Origin of the sequence: Novosphingobium sp. 9U (genome assembly GCF_902506425.1) — a bacterium.
In the GTDB taxonomy this organism is placed as follows: Bacteria; Pseudomonadota; Alphaproteobacteria; order Sphingomonadales; family Sphingomonadaceae; genus Novosphingobium.
In genome coordinates this window covers 1-15,718 of the sequence record NZ_LR732540.1, presented here as the reverse complement: position 1 = coordinate 15,718, position 15,718 = coordinate 1, and the positions used below count along the sequence as shown (strand labels likewise).

The 15,718-nt window shown below is 66.3% G+C and carries 14 protein-coding genes and 1 pseudogene; 5 read left to right on the top strand and 10 right to left on the bottom strand.

The features are described from left to right. Nucleotides 1–61 precede the first annotated feature (61 nt). Complete coding sequence (locus GV044_RS21520; protein ID WP_159874513.1) at nucleotides 62–874, bottom strand: aspartate dehydrogenase; 813 nt, start codon at nucleotides 872–874, stop codon at nucleotides 62–64. A gap of 77 nt (nucleotides 875–951) precedes the next feature. Here GV044_RS21520 and GV044_RS21515 point away from each other — a divergent pair, with 77 nt between their 5' ends. Together GV044_RS21515 and dmpG are read left to right on the top strand one after the other, a co-directional pair. After that, nucleotides 952–1,893, top strand: a complete 942-nt coding sequence (locus GV044_RS21515) for an acetaldehyde dehydrogenase (acetylating) (protein WP_201299205.1) — start codon at nucleotides 952–954, stop codon at nucleotides 1,891–1,893. Beyond that, on the top strand, nucleotides 1,893–2,918 hold the full coding sequence (gene dmpG / locus GV044_RS21510) for a 4-hydroxy-2-oxovalerate aldolase (RefSeq protein WP_159874512.1): 1,026 nt from the start codon (nucleotides 1,893–1,895) through the stop codon (nucleotides 2,916–2,918). The genes GV044_RS21515 and dmpG overlap by 1 nt, the downstream gene beginning before the upstream one ends. 150 nt (nucleotides 2,919–3,068) lie before the next feature. Here the strand turns inward: dmpG and GV044_RS21505 are convergent, their stop codons facing one another. Further along, the gene (locus GV044_RS21505) at nucleotides 3,069–4,391 is read right to left on the bottom strand and encodes an amidohydrolase family protein (protein WP_236555169.1); all 1,323 of its coding nucleotides are present in this window, start codon (nucleotides 4,389–4,391) and stop codon (nucleotides 3,069–3,071) included. Between the two features lie 122 nt (nucleotides 4,392–4,513). Between GV044_RS21505 and GV044_RS21500 the strand changes: the two genes are divergently transcribed. Beyond that, entirely contained in the window at nucleotides 4,514–5,317 is an 804-nt protein-coding gene (locus GV044_RS21500) for a TauD/TfdA family dioxygenase (RefSeq protein ID WP_159874511.1), read from the top strand. A 76-nt stretch (nucleotides 5,318–5,393) separates the two neighbouring features. On the opposite strand, the gene GV044_RS21990 is transcribed toward GV044_RS21500, so the two are convergent. The 4 genes from GV044_RS21990 to GV044_RS21485 all read right to left on the bottom strand — a co-directional run bounded on the left by GV044_RS21990 (nucleotide 5,394) and on the right by GV044_RS21485 (nucleotide 10,017). Further along, on the bottom strand, nucleotides 5,394–5,645 hold the full coding sequence (locus GV044_RS21990; protein ID WP_201299204.1) for a hypothetical protein: 252 nt from the start codon (nucleotides 5,643–5,645) through the stop codon (nucleotides 5,394–5,396). A gap of 54 nt (nucleotides 5,646–5,699) precedes the next feature. After that, on the bottom strand, nucleotides 5,700–6,623 hold the full coding sequence (locus GV044_RS21495) for an MFS transporter (RefSeq protein WP_201299203.1): 924 nt from the start codon (nucleotides 6,621–6,623) through the stop codon (nucleotides 5,700–5,702). A gap of 137 nt (nucleotides 6,624–6,760) precedes the next feature. After that, a complete protein-coding gene (locus tag GV044_RS21490) occupies nucleotides 6,761–7,813 on the bottom strand; it encodes a zinc-binding dehydrogenase (RefSeq protein ID WP_159874510.1) in 1,053 nt (350 codons plus the stop codon). Further along, nucleotides 7,810–10,017 carry a hypothetical protein gene (locus tag GV044_RS21485; RefSeq protein ID WP_159874509.1) on the bottom strand — a complete coding sequence of 736 codons (2,208 nt, stop codon included), beginning with the start codon at nucleotides 10,015–10,017 and terminating at the stop codon, nucleotides 7,810–7,812. The genes GV044_RS21490 and GV044_RS21485 overlap by 4 nt, the downstream gene beginning before the upstream one ends. 203 nt (nucleotides 10,018–10,220) lie before the next feature. Here GV044_RS21485 and GV044_RS21480 point away from each other — a divergent pair, with 203 nt between their 5' ends. Both GV044_RS21480 and GV044_RS21475 read left to right on the top strand, forming a co-directional pair. Then, complete coding sequence (locus tag GV044_RS21480; RefSeq protein ID WP_159874508.1) at nucleotides 10,221–10,967, top strand: SDR family oxidoreductase; 747 nt, start codon at nucleotides 10,221–10,223, stop codon at nucleotides 10,965–10,967. Between the two features lie 7 nt (nucleotides 10,968–10,974). After that, the gene (locus GV044_RS21475; RefSeq protein WP_159874507.1) at nucleotides 10,975–11,982 is read left to right on the top strand and encodes a beta-propeller fold lactonase family protein; all 1,008 of its coding nucleotides are present in this window, start codon (nucleotides 10,975–10,977) and stop codon (nucleotides 11,980–11,982) included. On the opposite strand, the gene GV044_RS21470 is transcribed toward GV044_RS21475, so the two are convergent. The 4 genes and pseudogenes from GV044_RS21470 to GV044_RS21985 form a co-directional block, all read right to left on the bottom strand. Then, nucleotides 11,967–13,523, bottom strand: a complete 1,557-nt coding sequence (locus GV044_RS21470) for a DUF4139 domain-containing protein (protein ID WP_159874506.1) — start codon at nucleotides 13,521–13,523, stop codon at nucleotides 11,967–11,969. The two genes, GV044_RS21475 and GV044_RS21470, sit on opposite strands and share 16 nt — an antisense overlap. Then, nucleotides 13,523–14,941 (bottom strand): DUF4139 domain-containing protein, encoded by a 1,419-nt coding sequence (locus GV044_RS21465; protein WP_159874505.1) that lies wholly within the window; start codon nucleotides 14,939–14,941, stop codon nucleotides 13,523–13,525. The genes GV044_RS21470 and GV044_RS21465 overlap by 1 nt, the downstream gene beginning before the upstream one ends. 94 nt (nucleotides 14,942–15,035) lie before the next feature. After that, nucleotides 15,036–15,452: a lysozyme inhibitor LprI family protein gene (locus GV044_RS21460; protein WP_159874504.1), complete on the bottom strand. Its 417-nt coding sequence runs from the start codon at nucleotides 15,450–15,452 to the stop codon at nucleotides 15,036–15,038. Between the two features lie 18 nt (nucleotides 15,453–15,470). Beyond that, nucleotides 15,471–15,718: pseudogene (locus tag GV044_RS21985) on the bottom strand (12-oxophytodienoate reductase); the annotation flags it as partial.

Below are 15,718 nucleotides of genomic sequence, written 5' to 3'. Positions count from 1 at the left end.
CCTTCTCACCGTTCGCGTAGCAGTGGGACCGTGGCAGCTTCAAGTACGATGTCGTACCGTATTACGCTTGCCGTCCTGCACACGCCATTGCGAATACCGGCCATGCGCCGCCAAGCCGCGCGCATTGCAGCAGGCTGTAACCAGTCAGCGCCGAGGTCTTTGGATTGCTGGGAGAGGCCAGCGCCAGAATGTCGAAGCGGAACCGCCCGAATGCGCCTTCCGCCTCGATCACGCCTACCGGATCGCTCACCTCGCGTGAGGACACCAGCCGCACTCGGGTCGCGTCGATGCCGATGCCGGCGAGGCCCACGGCCACCGAGACGTTGGCGTTCTTGGGATAAGCGGCGGCCGCTTCGCGCGCGGTGCCTTCGAAGAACACCTGCTCGCTTGCCGGTGCATCGAGATCGATCGCCTGCTCTGCCAGCGTGCCCCGCCATGCATGCGGCGGCTTGTACGAAGTGTAGGTCACCTGGCTGATGCCGGCGAGCGCAGCCGCGACAAGACCATCGAGGCCCGCGATCGCGCCAGCTGGAAGCAACAGGCGTCCGCCTCCGGCCTGCTCGGCAGCGGCCAGGATCGCGGCCATGTCCGGGTCCGCCAGCACGCCGATCGAGGACACGATGCAGTCCACTCCGTCGGCCAGCAACGCCGGCACATAGTCGCGCACCGCCTGATGCCCGGCGCATTCGATCACCACGCCGGGCTGCGCCCCCAGCAAGTCGTGTGCCGTATGGACCGCACGCGGCGCGGCGCGCCCTTCGCGCACAAGTGTCGCGACCAGCCGCTCGCTCTCGCCAAGGCGATCGAGGGCGCTCGCGATCTCCATGCCGATCGCACCAAAGCCGATCATGCCGATGGTAGCGGACGTGCTCAACTGCCCAAAACTCCTTGTATGACGATCATACATCTTTTACGCTCCATCTGAGACAATGCAACGACCGAGGGGTGCGCGTGGCAGGCAACATCAAGGCGGCGATCATCGGTTCCGGAAACATCGGTACCGACCTGATGATCAAGATCATGCGGCACTCCGACGTGCTGGAAATGGCGGCGATGGTCGGCATCGATCCTGCCTCCGACGGCTTGGCGCGTGCCGAACGCATGGGGCTGGCGACGACGGCGCAAGGCCTTGAAGGATTGCTCCAGCTGCCGGTCTGGCCCGAGATCGGCATGGTGTTCGACGCCACTTCGGCCGGAGCACATGCGCGGCACAGCGCGGCGGTGACCGAGGCCGGCAAGGTCATGATCGACCTCACGCCAGCGGCGATCGGCCCCTACGTGATCCCGGTCGTCAACGGCGACGCGCATCTGGGCGCAAGCAACGTCAACATGGTGACGTGCGGCGGCCAGGCGACGATCCCGATCGTGTCGGCCGTGGCCTCGGTCGCGCAAGTGCACTATGCCGAGATCGTCGCCTCCATCGCCTCGAAGAGCGCCGGGCCGGGCACGCGCGCCAATATCGACGAGTTCACCGAGACAACCAGCCGCGCCATCGAGCAAGTCGGCGGCGCCGCACGGGGCAAGGCGATCATCGTGCTCAACCCCGCCGAGCCGCCGATGCTGATGCGCGACACGGTGTTCACGCTCAGCTCGGGCGCGGACGAGGCGGCGATCGAGGCCGCGGTGGAGGCGATGGTGGCCCAAGTCTCCGCCTACGTGCCCGGCTATCGCCTCAAGCAGAAGGTGCAGTTCGAGCGGTTCGGCGCTAACAATCCGGTGCGCATTCCCGGGCTCGGCACGTTCGAGGGCATCAAGACCACCGTGTTCCTGGAGGTCGAAGGCGCGGCGCACTACCTGCCCGCTTACGCCGGCAACCTCGACATCATGACCTCGGCCGCGCTCGCGACGGCGGAGAAGATCGCGGCGCGCCGGCTCGCCAGGGAGGCGGTGTGATGGTGTTCGATCCCACCCAGACCAAGCTCTACATCCAGGACGTGACGCTGCGAGACGGCATGCACGCGATCCGGCACCAGTACGGCACCGACCATGTCCAGGCGATTGCCCGCGCGCTAGACGAGGCGAAGGTCGACGCCATCGAGGTGGCGCACGGCGACGGCCTCAACGGCTCCAGCTTCAACTACGGCTTTGGCGCGCATACCGATTGGGAGTGGCTGGAGGCGGTCGCGGACGTGCTGGAGCACAGTGTGCTGACCACTCTCCTGATCCCCGGCATCGGCACGATCGATGAGCTGAAGCACGCCTATGCGCTGGGCGTGCGTTCGGTCCGTGTCGCGACGCATTGCACCGAGGCCGATATTGCGCGCCAGCACATCATGGCCGCGCGTGACCTTGGCATGGATGTCTCGGGGTTCCTGATGATGAGCCACATGATCGAGCCCGATGCGCTGGCGCAGCAGGCGGTCCTGATGGAGAGCTACGGCGCGCACTGCGTCTACGTCACCGACAGCGGCGGCGCGCTCGACATGGACGGCTATCGTGCGCGCTGCGAGGCCTACGATCGCACGCTCAAGCCCGAGACGCAGCGCGGCATCCATGCGCATCACAACCTGTCGCTCGGCGTCGCCAACTCGATGGTCGGCGTGCAGGCTGGTGCGATCCGCATCGACGCGAGCCTTGCCGGCATGGGCGCGGGCGCGGGCAATGCGCCGCTCGAGGTCTTCGTCGCCGCGGCCGACCGCAAGGGCTGGCAGCACGGTTGCGACCTGTTCAAGCTGATGGACGCCGCCGAGACGCTGGTCCGTCCGCTGCAGGACCGCCCCGTGCGCGTCGACCGCGAGACGCTGAGCCTGGGCTACGCCGGCGTCTACTCCAGCTTCCTGCGTCACGCGGAGAAGGCGGCGGCGGATCATGGCCTGGATACCCGCGCAATCCTGGTGGAGCTGGGACGGCGGCGCATGGTGGGCGGGCAGGAGGACATGATCGTCGACGTGGCGCTGGATCTGGCGCGGGGCGGATAGGCCTGAGCTCCCCTCCTCTTCAGAGGAGGGGCAGCGAGACTAGGGTCTACGTAGCAGGCCCTAGTCGCAGCGGGGTGGTGCGCGGAACAGCGCCTTGGCTTGCTCCGCCACCACCCCCCGCCCCTCCTCTGAAGAGGAGGGGGGTTTAGCTTACGGATTCACCAGCAACGCCGGCTGCTCGACGCCGCCTCGCTTGTAGACCACGCCGCCCTTCATCACGAAGTCGATCCGCTCCACTGCCGCCATGTCCGCCAGCGGATCGCCCTTGGTGGCAACGATGTCGGCATAACGCCCGGCTGCGATCTTGCCGATCTCGTCCGAGCCGATCACGTCGGCGCCGTTCGCAGTCGCCGCCACCAGCACGTCCATCGGCGCCATGCCTGCCTTGACCATCAGCGCCGCTTCCTTGACGTTCTCGCCCGCGCCGGTGTCGCTGCCCATGGCGATCTTGACCCCGGCCTTGTAGGCATTGGTCAGCTTCTGGCTGCCCGTGCCCATCGCCAGCACCTTGGCGCGCGTCGAAGGAGTCAGCGCATCGGGACGCGACTGCGCGGTGTCGTAGAGCTTCTGCGTGGTGAGCAGCGTGGGAACGAAGTAGGTGCCGTGCGCCTTCATCAGCGCCCAGCTCTCGGCATCGGCGTAGGTCCCGTGCTCGATCGAATCCGCGCCCAGCCGCACGGCGGCATCGATCGCCGCCTTGCCGTGCCCGTGCGCCGCCAGCTTCAGCCCCAGCGCGTGCGCGGTATCGGCGGCCGCCTTGATCTCTGCGTCGGACATCAGCTTGGCCTTGGGATCGTCGCCACTGCTGACGACGCCCCCCGACGGCATGATCTTGATCACGTTGGCGCCCAGCTTGTGCTCGCGCCGGGCAAGCGCGGTGACCGCGTCTGGTCCATCGGCCAGACCTTCGCCGAACTCGGGCCGGCTGACATCGGAGGCGAGGCCATGGCTCCAGTCGTTATGACCGCCCGTCGGCCCGATCGCCTCGCCGGCGACCCACATGCGCGGCCCCACGACCGACCCGCGCTCGATCGCTGCTTTCAGCGCGATGTCGGCACCATAAAGCCCGCCGAGGTCACGCACCGTGGTCACGCCGGAGAGCAGGATCGCATGCGTGTTGACCGTCGCAGCCAGCGCGGTGTCGAGCGGCGAGTACGTCATAGTCTTGGCAATCGCGTTGCCGGTGCGTGGCAGCGAGGTCACGTGCGTGTGCGCATCGATCAGCCCCGGCAGGACGGTCTCGTCGCTGAGGTCGATCACCTCGGCGCCCGCGGGCGTCACGAAGCCAGGCTGAACCGCAACGATGCGATCGTCCTTGATCACGATCGAGCTCGCTCCCTGCATCACCCGCTTGTTCCCATCGAACAGATGTCCGGCATGGATCACGCGGTCCTGCGCAAGGGCCGGCCCGGCGATCAGCGCCGCCAGTCCGACCCCTGTCACCATCCACTTGCGCGCTGTATGTTTCCTCATAACCTCACCTCGACAGGAGCCCCGCGCCACTTGCGCGTTCTTGAGATTATCGTCATACAATCATACGTGCAATGCGGTATGCTGCGATCCAAGCTGCCGCGCCGACCCTAGATGGAGCCTGCATGTCCTACGCAACGATTACGGCCGAGAAGCTGACCCCGCGCATCGGCGCGATCATCTCCGGCGTCGACCTTACCCAGCCGCTCTCGGCCGAGCAGGTGACCGACCTGCACCAGGCGATCGCTGACCACCAGGTAATCTTCTTCCGAAACCAGCCGCTCGATCCGGTGTCGTTGAAGCGCCTGGGCCTACACTTCGGCAACCTGCAGGCGCATGCGCTGAAGGGGCTCCCGGATCACCCCGAAGTGCGCAAGCTCCACGCCGACGAGACGTCGAAGCACGTTGCAGGGGAAGAATGGCATTCGGACATGACCTGTGCGCCCAAGCCGCCGATGGGCAGCATCCTCTATCTGCATACGTTGCCGACCGAAGGCGGCGACACCGCGTTCTCCAGCATGTACGCGGCCTATGACGCGCTGTCGGACCGGATGAAGGACTACCTCGAAGGCCTGACGGCGGTGCACGACGGGCGATTGGCATTCGGCCGTTTCGACCCGACCGGATCGTACCCGATCTCCACCCACTCCGTGATCCGCGAGCATCCGGTGACGGGCCGCAAGGTGCTGTTCGTCAACAAGGGCTTCACCAGCCACATCAACGAAGTCCCCCCGGCCGAGAGCGAAGCGGTGCTCGACTTCCTCTACCGCCATGTCGAGAACGCCTGTTTCCAGTGCCGCTTCAAGTGGGAGCCGCACTCGGTAGCGTTCTGGGACAACCGCTGCACCCAGCACCTGGCGATCTGGGATTACTATCCGCAGGTCCGCTCGGGCTTCCGGGTTCAAATCGAGGATGCGAAGGCCGCCTGAAGACAGCTGGACCGCAAAGAGAAAGGGGAGCGCTCCACGCGGAGCGCTCCCCTTATTTCTGCGCGCTAAACGCAGCTCAGGTCAGCGACACCTGACCGCCGCGCGCGCGCTGGCCATAAGGGCTGAGCAGCAGGACCAGCCCCGACGCCACCAGGCAGATCGGCGCACCAATCGCCAGCACCGCGATGTACGAGCCGGTCGCATCGAACACCGCGCCGAACGCGAGCGGACCCAGCCCCATCGCGATCATTACTGCCGCGAACAACGTCGAGAAGATCTGCGCAAAGCAGCGCAGGCCGAAGTAGCGGCTGGTGAGATACGCGAGCATGTCAACTTCCGCGCCCAAGCTTCCGCCGAGCAGCAATGCGGCCGGCAGGAAGGCTCAGACCGGCAGCGGCAGCGCGAGCAGCGCCAGGCCGAGCGCGGAGAGCGAGAAGAACAGGATGGCGATACGCCGCGCGTCGTACTGGTCGACCATGAACCCGATCAGCAAGCGACCGGCGAACGCGGCCATGCCGAACAGCGAGGCGATGCCCGCCGCGTCGGCAGCGGAGACGCCGCGGTCCTGCAGCATCGGCACCAGATGCGGGATCAGGCCGTAGAGCACGAAGGCAAGCACCACGAAGATCGAGCCGAGTACCCAGAAGTCAGGCTTGCGCATGGCTGCGCCCATGCTGTCGCCGCTCTGCCCCTGCTGCACATCGGGTTGGTCATGCGGGGCGTCGTGCGCGGCCGCCTCGCGGATGCCGATGAGCACCAGCGGCAAGGTCACCAGCAACAGCACGCCGGCCAGACCGAAGTAGACCATGCGCCAGCCACCGTGATCGAGCAGCGCCTGGCTCAGCAACGGCACGTAGGCAAAGCCAAGACCGGTGCCGCTGCCGGCGATGCCGATCGCCAGGCCACGACGATGATCGAACCAGCTGGTGATCACGCGCATGTAGGCGGTGCTGTTGGTGCCAACCGCGATCGTGCCCATGCCGGCGTAGAGCGCGATGAACTGCCAGTAGCTGTGCACGAAGCCGAGCAGGCCGGTGCACGCCGCCAGGATCACCACCGATGGGATCAAGACCCGGCGCGCGCCATACGTGTCGATCAGCTTGCCGGCGATCGGCATGCAGGCCGCGGTGCACAGCATCATCACCGATACGGCCGCGCTGATAGCGGTGCGGCTCCACCCGAACTCGCGCGCCAGCTGTTCGGACGCGATCCCGATCGACGAAAGGCCGAACGCGGCAGGCCCCGTGGAAATGCCCAGCAGGCTGATGACGACGATCGCCCAAGAGCGAAAACCAGACGACCCCACGCTGCACCACCCTTCTTGCCGTGCCGATGCACAAGGCTCAGGATAGATGGAGCGGTCTGGCTGTCAATGTCTGTATGATTGTATGATGTGATCGGAGGGTCATGCCGATCGAAACGGCTTCTCATCCTCGCAAATGGTTACATCTCGATCGCGATGAAGACGGCGCCGGTCTGCGCCTTGCCTTCGCCGCACGCGAACGCCTCGTTGATGCGGTCGAGCGGAAAGCGGTGGGTGATCAGGCGCTTGGCGTCGAGCTTGCCCTTGCCGATCAGCTCGACCACCTCGCCCTGTTCCTTGTTCAGCCTGTGCCAGGCGAAGCTGGCGGTAGGGATGAGCTGGATCTCGCTCATCTGGATGCGCTGCCACTCCAGCCCGATCTCGGTGACGCCGGCATCGAAGCCGCCGATGATCACCACCTTGCCGCCGCGCCGGACCATTTGCGTGGCGAGCGGTAGCGTCTGAGGCATGGATGTCCCGCCCGCGCACTCGAACACGATGTCCGCGCCTCGACCGCCGGTGAACGCCTTGATCGCGGCGACCGGATCGTCCTCTTCAGGGTTCACCGTCAGATCGGCGCCGAGGTCTTGTGCGACCGCCAGCGAGCTCGCGACGCGGTCGACGATCAACATGTCGGCCCCGCTGGCCTTGGCCAGCATCAGTTGCCCTAGCCCGATCGGCCCGGCGCCGATCACCGCGACCCGATCGTTGATGGTCAAGCCGGAAAGGTGCTGCGCATGCAGACAGACCGAGAAGGTGTCCACCAGCGCGGCCTCCTCGAAGCTGATGTGCTGAGGCAAGCGGTAGATGTGGCTCGCCGGCGCGACCAGGAACTGGCCATAGGCGCGCGAGACGGTGCGGCGCCGCGTGGCGTAGAGATCCGGGCAGATGTTGTACTGGCGTGCGCGGCAGTATTCACAATGGCCGCAGCCGAGCACCGTCTCCGCCACGACACGATCACCTACGGCGACGTTGCTCACCGCATCCCCGACAGCCACGACGTCGCCGGCGAGTTCGTGGCCCATGATGTGGCCGGCCAAGTCCGCCTCGTGCTTGCGCCAGTGCCGCAAGTCGGTGCCGCAAATCCCGGCGATACGGACGCGTACCAGCACCCAGTCGGGTCCGGGCAGTTCCGGCTGATCGACCTCGCGGACCTCGAACGTGCCTTCCTGCGTCTTGAGCGCGGCTTTCATCGGGCTTCGTCCTTCCAGCTCAGCAGCAGCGAATTGTTGGAGGGCGCCCAGGTTTCGTAGCGCCCGTCCACTTGCGTGATCTCGAGCTCTTCGCGGTTGGCCGTCCAGAGCTTGAGCTGCAGCGTCTTGCCCTTGCCGTCGAGCGGTAGCAGCGCCAGGCGCACCGGCGTTGTCTCATGCCCGTCGACCCGCAAGTTCAGCGTGTGACTGTCCAACCGATGCATGGCGCGCACGAAGCTGTCGCAGAACAGCAGGAACGGCGCGTCGTCGAGGCGGTGAAACGCGCGCGTGGCATAGATCAGCGCCGCGCCCGCCCCGTAGATCTCCTGTCCGACCTGGCCGTTTTTCTGACCGTCGGGGTAGAGATCCTCCACCGGGAAATTCAATTTGGGATCGATATGGCCGTTGCGGTTCTCGGTGGCGAGCGCCTCCTCAGGCAGCGCGTCAGGGTAGAAGAACCAGGCCCGATCCAGCGCATAGCGGCAGAACTCGTTCACCAGCAGCTTGACGCCCGGGATGATGTCGGCCCCGACATAATCCAGGTAGCGCTCGAACGCAGCGAAGCTGTCGAAGCACTCGTAGGCCGCCATGTAGGGCGCGTCCTGCAGGCAGGTGACGCCCAGGAAGTTGGTCCAGTGGCGCGACAGGCCGATGTCGCTTTTCCAGATCTGGCAATTGTGGAAGAAGCTGGCGAGATAGACGTAGCTCTGGTGCAGATGCTCGTCGCGGTCGGTGATCCGCCACAGCCTGATACAGGCCGCGGCACCCCAAGCTGTCAAGTTCGCCTGATAGTTGAGGTCGAAGCGCATGCCTTGCGCTGCCGCGATGGCGTTCTCCGCCTCGTCCAGGAAGCGCCGTTCGTGTGTCAGCTCGAACGCCTGGAGCATGACCCAGGCGTAGATGCCGCCCACATCCGTCTGCCCGCGGTCGTCCGCTTCAGCGACATCGGTGATGACGCTGAAGTCGGTGACGTCGTACATGATCGGCCACTTGTATTCGAAGTGATGCGCCGCCTTGATGCCGAACTCGATGCTGTCCAGGAACAGCTCGCGCGCCTTCTCATTGCCCGCCAGCGCCAGGTTCGAGAGGTTGAGCATGGGGTGGTAGAGATACCAGCTGTCGACTGCGTTGGCGTTCTTGTCCTCGCCGACGTTGGGGAGGTAGCGGCGCAAGGTCTTGAGCTTGGGATCGTAGAACTTACCCAGCCCTGCCACGATCTCGCGGACGAGCGGGTGCTCTTCCTTGTTCCACTGCCCCCAGTCGAGCAGGGCCGAGGCGATGGACAGCTGCACCATCGAGTCCGGGTACTCGCTGGCGGTGTAGGGATGGAAATACGTGTGGCCATAGTGCCGGATGCGCGTGTCGGGCGCGCTCTCCAGGTCGGCGACGGTGCGTTGCGCCCGGTTGACCCAATCGTGGTAGCCCGGCTCGGGTGGGTTCAGCGAGTGGTACACCGCGCCCAGCATGTCGAGGAACTGCCAGGCCGAGTCCGTCTCGCCCGTCTGCGGGTAGCCGCGGACCGACAGGATCGTGTCGTAGAGCGTGAGGTCCTGGCCCTTGGGCAGCACGGCACGCTCGGTCTCGGGATTGCGCGGCAACTGGTAGCCCAGGTCTGGCCAGCGACCGGTGACCGCCTCACCGGGATTGCTGCCGGTGGCGTTGAAGTAATCGTTTAACGCAGTCAGGTTCTGCAGATAGAGCACTTTGCCGAAAGCCGGCTCTTGCAAGGTGAAGTACAGCAGTCCAGTGTTCATCTTGCGCTGGTGCGCCTCGATGTTGCCGGTGGTCGCCTGGGCTTCGCCGCGAGCGTTGAACGGCACGAGATCCCGCGGCACCCAATCGATTGCGAGATCCTGAGCCGGCTTGAACTGCAGTGTGGCGCGGAGCTGGTCGAGCCCGAACGGCTCGCCGGTGACCACGAGGTGCGCAGTGCCAAGGGTGCCTTTGCATTCCAACGCCAGCAGCGCACCGGCCACTTTCAGGACCCTCGGCTTGGCATCGTCGCTGAACACCGGCATGCGCAGCGCCAGACCGCCATCGCCGTTGCGCCGCATAATCAGCCATACGGTATCTCGATCGAGGCGAGCCTCCAGATCCAGTCCGCCCTGCCGTGCGCTTGCGAGCGGTGGTGACGTGTCGGTGAGCACCTTGCTGGCATGCGCCGTCTCTGGAGAGATCGCTTCGATGGTGCTGGCTTGGGGCATTGCGGCATGTACCTCCGGCCATGTTGACGAATGTGCTGGCTGAACGCGTTCCGCTGCGATCAGTTGCCACGCCCTCTCACGCAAATAACTGCCTGTTTGACTTAGATTAAGGTACGAGAAGCAACTGCGTCCGAAGGTTTCTGAAAAGCGCCGACCCGCCTGCATTCGCGAAACTTGCAGCACCGGCGTGCGCTTGATCGTGCATGACACAGGAAAAGACGCCTCACGAGGCCATCGCTGGCAAACGGATCCTTTTAACCGGCGGGACGACCGGCATAGGTAGAGCCACGTTTCTCGCGCTGGCCAAGCAGGAAGCCAAGCTGCTCACCTTCGGGCGCGAACCCGAACCGCTCGCACAGGTGCTGGAACTTGCCGGACTGCCGGACGAGTGCGGCATGACCGCCGACTCCAGCAAGCCGGAGGACATCGAGCGGATCTTCGAAGCGGTCGATGAGCGCCTGGGCGGCATCGACGTGCTGATCGCCTGCGCGGCCCTCGGCGCCCAGCCGCTCCACGAGATGAGCGACGAGGATTGGCGCTATGTCATCGACACCAACCTCGTCGGCTACCTGGCCTGCGCGCGCGGCGCGCTCAAGCGCATGATCGCGCAAGGTTCCGGCCTGATCGTCCTGGTGAGTTCGATCAGTCCGGAGATCATGGCGCCGGGCGAAAGCGTCTATGCCGCGACCAAGGGCGGCATCAACCACTTCGCGCTCACCTTGCGCAAGGAGGTGGGCGACAAAGGCGTGCGGGTGACCGTGATCGAGCCCGGTTCGGTCGGCAGCGACATGCAGGAGTGCACCGACGAGGAACAGCGCGAGGCAATCGCCCATGGCGAGATGCTGTTCGCGGAAGAAATCGCGGAAGCCATCGAGTTCGTGCTGACCCGCTCCACCCGCTGCGACATCCCCATGCTGCGGATCGAGCCGATCCAGCAGAAGACGGGCTGACCGCGCCTTGGCGAACTGGGTCGGATCGTACCGCGAGAAGGGCGGCGAAGGGTTCTACCGCCTCGAGCGCGATGGCGGCCGACTGATGTTGACCGGCTGCGAGCGGGCCATCGAAGATGCATCGTACGTCGTGTGGTCCGATCGCCACCGCCTCGCCTACATGGTCGAGGAGAAGGAGGAAGGGCGCATCGCGACGTGGCGCTTCGATGGCGCCTGGGAGCACGTCGCCAGCCTGCCGAGCGGCGGAGCACTGCCATGCTTCCTCAGCCTTTCGCCCGATGGCCATACTCTGGCCTGCGCGAACTATGGCGATGGCACGCTGACCACCTTTGCGCTCGACCCAGAAAGCGGCGCACCGCGCCAGCTGCTTTCAAGTTATCGGCCGTCAGGCCATGGCCCCGTTCCCGAGCGCCAGGAGGGCCCGCACGCTCATTGCGCCGTGTTCGACGGGGATGACGTGCTGTACCATGTCGACCTCGGCCTCGACCGCGTGTTCCGGCACGAGCTGGAGCGCGGCCGTATCGTGGCCTCCGCGCCTGCGTTTTCCGCCCCGTCCGGCGCCGGTCCGCGTCATCTGCTGTTGCACCCGGATGCCGAGCATGACTTACTGGTGTGCGAGCTGAGCGCGCAGTTGCTACTGCTCCGGCGCGAAGGTCCGGACTTTGCCTGCGTCGGTGCCGTGCCCACCTGCCCGCATGACGGCGTTCGAGACAACCTGGGCGGCCACTTGGCGCTCGATCGCGATGGGACGGTGCTGGTCACCAACCGCGGCCACGACAGCCTCGTGCGGTTCGCCATCGACGGCGAACAGCTGCACCTGCGCGAGTGGAGCCATACGGGCGGCAGCTCGCCCCGGCATCTCATGGTGGATCGCGGCCAAGTGATCGTCGCGCACGAGGAAGGTGGCGGGGTGGCGCATGTCTCGCTGAACGCGCAGGACGCATGCCGAATCGCCAACATACCCGGCGCGGCGTTCCTGATCGAGATCCCCGACGTGGCTCAGTCGAAGCCGTAGCGCAGTTCCGCAGTCCCGCCGGCCGGCACTGTCGCGTACCAGGTCGGCACGCCGTCCACGATCGGCAGGTCAGCGCCGCGTGCCTTGATCTTCTGGCCGCCCCCGCCGATCGGCACTTCGATCTTCGTCGCAAAACCGTTGCTGTTGGTCACGCGGATCACGCCTTCGTGCGCCGGCGACACCGACAGGGCGTGATCGACGAGCACTTGCGAGCTGCTCCCCGCGGAAAGGCGGAACACTTCGCCTTCGGCGCGGTCGGTCAGTGAGCCTAGGCCGACGAGTTGCCGCTCCCCGTCAGATTTCGCGGCGTAGAGTGCCGTTGTCCCGGCAGGCAGCGCGATACCGAGCCCCGCCTCGCGCGTGTTGGTCAGAACCAGCACCGGCGAGGCCGGCGCATTCTGGAACCAGGCATTGGGCCGGACAGTGAGCCGGTAACGCCGCTCGTACCTGACGCCCGAGCTGGAGAGCAGCGCCATCTGCTTCTGGCCATTGGCGCGCACCGAAACATGCTGGGGCACATGGTAGAGCTTCAGGTCGCCCAAGTTCTCAGGCGGCGGAGGCGGAGGTGGTGGAGGCGGTGGCGGAGCCGGCATCGCCATCACCAAGGCTGGCGGCGTTATGCCTTCGCTGCGACGCCGGGCGGTGACGATGATCTCGCTCGCCTCCGGCATGCGCAAATCGGACGTCGTGGTACCTTGCGGGTAGCAGACGAGCCGCAGGGCCGCGATCCTTGCGTTCACCTGCGGCGTGTAGACCCGGTTGATCCGCCCGGCCACGGCACTGACGTCGGCATCGGGGAAGGCCTGGGCATTGCGATTGCCGACCGTGAGCCATGCGAACAGGTCCAGCGACTGGCCATCCCGCGCGAGCGTCGCCACGTAGCTGGCGCGCCAATCGAAGCCGCTGGCCAGGTACGTCAACTTGACCGTGACCGACCGTGCCGAAGGGCTGTCGGTCACCACGCTGAGCACGGGTTGGCTGGACAGCCCCGCCGGGATGCGTGCGAACTCCAGCTTCTCCGGCAAGCCCGAACATCGCAGTGCCTCGACCCCGGTGGGCGTGCGCAGCACCACCCCGCCGCGGGTGGCGGCGCTCGGCCCGGCGACCACGGTCGCATCCTCTCGAACGGTGCGCCCGGTCGCCTTGTCGGTGCGCGCGATGGTGACCAGGTGCCCCAGCGTGCCGTCCACCAGCGATGCCGGGGACAGCAGGCGCGTGTCGCGGTTCTTCTCGATGGTGCCGCCTGGCAGGCCGGCGATCACGGCGCTGACCGGTACGATGCCCTCGGCCACGCCTTCGAAGCGCAGCGTCGCGCGGCCGCGCGGTACCCGTACCTTGCGCGTCTCGGTGATCATCGCGAAGCCGTTCAGGTACGACAGCTGGAGCGCACCGCGCCCGTATGGCGCGCGGTAGATCGTCAGGGCGAGACGGTCAGGACCGCTGGAGGTGACGACCTGCCCCTCTTCCGCCGACTGGCCCGATGCAGGCGCGGCGGCCAGGATCATGCCCAGCAGCACGGCCGGGCAGAACCGCAATCGCATCAGTAGCGCGTGTCGAACGTGGCGGTCACCACCGCCTCGGCATTGGCCGGTACCGGCACTTGCCACACGGTCGATCCGGCATCGCGCCGCTCGCTCTTGCGGCTCTCCTCGGTGATCCGCGTGTCGACCCAGTCGAGACCGCTCTGCACCAGTTCGACGGTGACCGGGCGCGAGCGAGCATTGGTCAGGCGGTAGCGCATCTGGGTGCGCCAGCGGTCGTTAGGCAGGCGCGTGCGGGCGACGACCACTGGCTGCACCTTGACGTCGAAGGCATCGCCGGTCGGCAGCGAGATGGTGGAGCCTTGTGGCGTATGGTCGATGCGGTTCTCGCCGGTGAACTGCGGCTGGCCACGCGCGTCGCGCATGTAGACCCGCACCGTCCCCGCCGGCAGTGCATCGCCCAGGCCCGCCGCGCCCGAATTGGCGAAACGCAGCACGCTTTGTGCGCTGCGCAGCTGGTCGGCCTGTGCCAGCCAGGTGTTCTCGAAGCGATAGCCGGAGCTGGCCGCCACGCCCTTGGCATCCAGGAAGCTGACCTGCTTGGTCTGCTTGTCGGCGATGGTGGTCCGTTCAGCCAGGGGATAGAGGTAGTAGTCGCCCAGCTGCTCGCGCCCGGCCGTCTCGGTGCCAGGCTGGTATCGGGTGGCGCGGGGCGGGCGGGGCTGGTAGCGCGTGTTGTCGTCGCCATCGGTGCTGCCGACATCGCCTGCGACCAGCAGCGTCTTGGCGCTGCGGAAGGTGGTACCGCTGGTGTTGCTGAGCGTGACCCAGCCCTGCACGTCGACCTTGCCGCTCTTCTCGTCGAACAAGGCGACATAGTCGGCGGTCCAGCCCAGCCCGCCGGTAAGATACGAGAGCGCCGCGGGCCGGGTGCCCGAGCGGGTGCTGGCAAGCGTCACAGACAGCGTCGGGCGCGCGCGCAAGGCGGGAGGTACTCTGTCGAACACGGCGCGCACCGGCAGACCATCGTCGCGCAGCACTTCGACATGGCCGTTGATTTCGACCACGACGCCGCCGTTCACCGCCAGCACTTTCGCCGCGTCGCGAGTCTCGGCACCGGTTGCCGGGTTGGTGCGCACCAGTGTGATCGTCTGGCCCACTGCCTTCTCCATCAGGCTCGACGGGGTCAGCAGATCGAAGTCGAAGTTCTGCTCGACAATGGCCGCATCGGCGAGGGCCAGCGATACCGTCTCGGGCCGGATCTGCGCGCTCACGTCCGGGAAGCTCTGGCTTACGCGCCCACTTCCGAGCGAGAGCGTCCGCACGTCCTGAACCAGCGCGACATCGTTGTTGTAGATGGTGACCGATACGTCGCCCTGCGCGTTGGTTTGCCCAAAGACTTCCTGCGTCGGCGCCTCCTGCGCAGCGAGCGGAGCGGCGACCAACGCGGCCATGCAGCCAGCCAGTACCATGCGCATTGCAGTTCCCCCCAAACTCTCAGGGCATCACCATGCCGGGTGCGGCAAGCCATTGCAACGCAACGTCGATGACAGCCGCCGGCGTTCGGGCCTCCTAGTCGTCGATGGTCATCACCTGCAGCAGGCCTTCGAGCTCCAGCGCCCGGTCGCAGACGATGCGCGCACTCGCTGCGGCCTGCATCGGCACGTACATCGTTCCCTGCCGTGTCTCATACAGCGCCGATCGCGCGGCTTCATCCGCGTCGCGGAAAGCAATCCAGGCCCGTTGGGCGGCGCGCAGCCGTGCCGCGGCGGCGGGCGGAAGCTTGCGCATGAGCTGCGTGTAGGCGCGGTTCATCCGCCGGTCGTAGCTTTGCTGGGCCGTCACCTCGCACTGGGTCTGTCCCGCAGTAGAGGCTCCGCCAGGCGCGGCGAGGCAGGCGTCGAGTGACCGCTGCGTCGCATCGTCGGCAGGGGCCGCCGCCCAAGTGGCCGTGGGCAGGGCAAGGAGGAACAGGACGGATAGCTTCATGCCGCCACCCTGCCCGCCTTACTTCACATGCGCCATAAGCGGATCGGCCATCAGGCTTGTCGCGAACGGCTTCAATCGGTCGAGCGCACCTGCCTGCACGAGCTTGGGCCAATCGGGCTCGGCGATCATCGCGCGGCCCACGGCGACGAGATCGAAGTCGCCCCGATCGAAGCGCCGCATCAGGTCTTCGAGGCGCGCGAGGTCCAGTTCGGCCGTGCGGCCCTCTCCCAGGCTGACGAGGAAATCGAGGTCTAGCCCGATCGAGC

Bases quoted from the DNA above. Each gene is read 5' to 3' on its own strand.
- dmpG (WP_159874512.1), top strand. From the start codon at position 1,893: ATGGTGTTCGATCCCACCCAGACCAAGCTCTACATCCAGGACGTGACG.
- GV044_RS21505 (WP_236555169.1), bottom strand. From the start codon at position 4,391: ATGAGGAAACATACAGCGCGCAAGTGGATGGTGACAGGGGTCGGACTG.
- GV044_RS21500 (WP_159874511.1), top strand. From the start codon at position 4,514: ATGTCCTACGCAACGATTACGGCCGAGAAGCTGACCCCGCGCATCGGC.
- GV044_RS21990 (WP_201299204.1), bottom strand. From the start codon at position 5,645: ATGCTCGCGTATCTCACCAGCCGCTACTTCGGCCTGCGCTGCTTTGCG.
- GV044_RS21490 (WP_159874510.1), bottom strand. From the start codon at position 7,813: ATGAAAGCCGCGCTCAAGACGCAGGAAGGCACGTTCGAGGTCCGCGAG.
- GV044_RS21485 (WP_159874509.1), bottom strand. From the start codon at position 10,017: ATGCCCCAAGCCAGCACCATCGAAGCGATCTCTCCAGAGACGGCGCAT.
- GV044_RS21480 (WP_159874508.1), top strand. From the start codon at position 10,221: ATGACACAGGAAAAGACGCCTCACGAGGCCATCGCTGGCAAACGGATC.
- GV044_RS21470 (WP_159874506.1), bottom strand. From the start codon at position 13,523: ATGCGATTGCGGTTCTGCCCGGCCGTGCTGCTGGGCATGATCCTGGCC.
- GV044_RS21465 (WP_159874505.1), bottom strand. From the start codon at position 14,941: ATGCGCATGGTACTGGCTGGCTGCATGGCCGCGTTGGTCGCCGCTCCG.
- GV044_RS21460 (WP_159874504.1), bottom strand. From the start codon at position 15,452: ATGAAGCTATCCGTCCTGTTCCTCCTTGCCCTGCCCACGGCCACTTGG.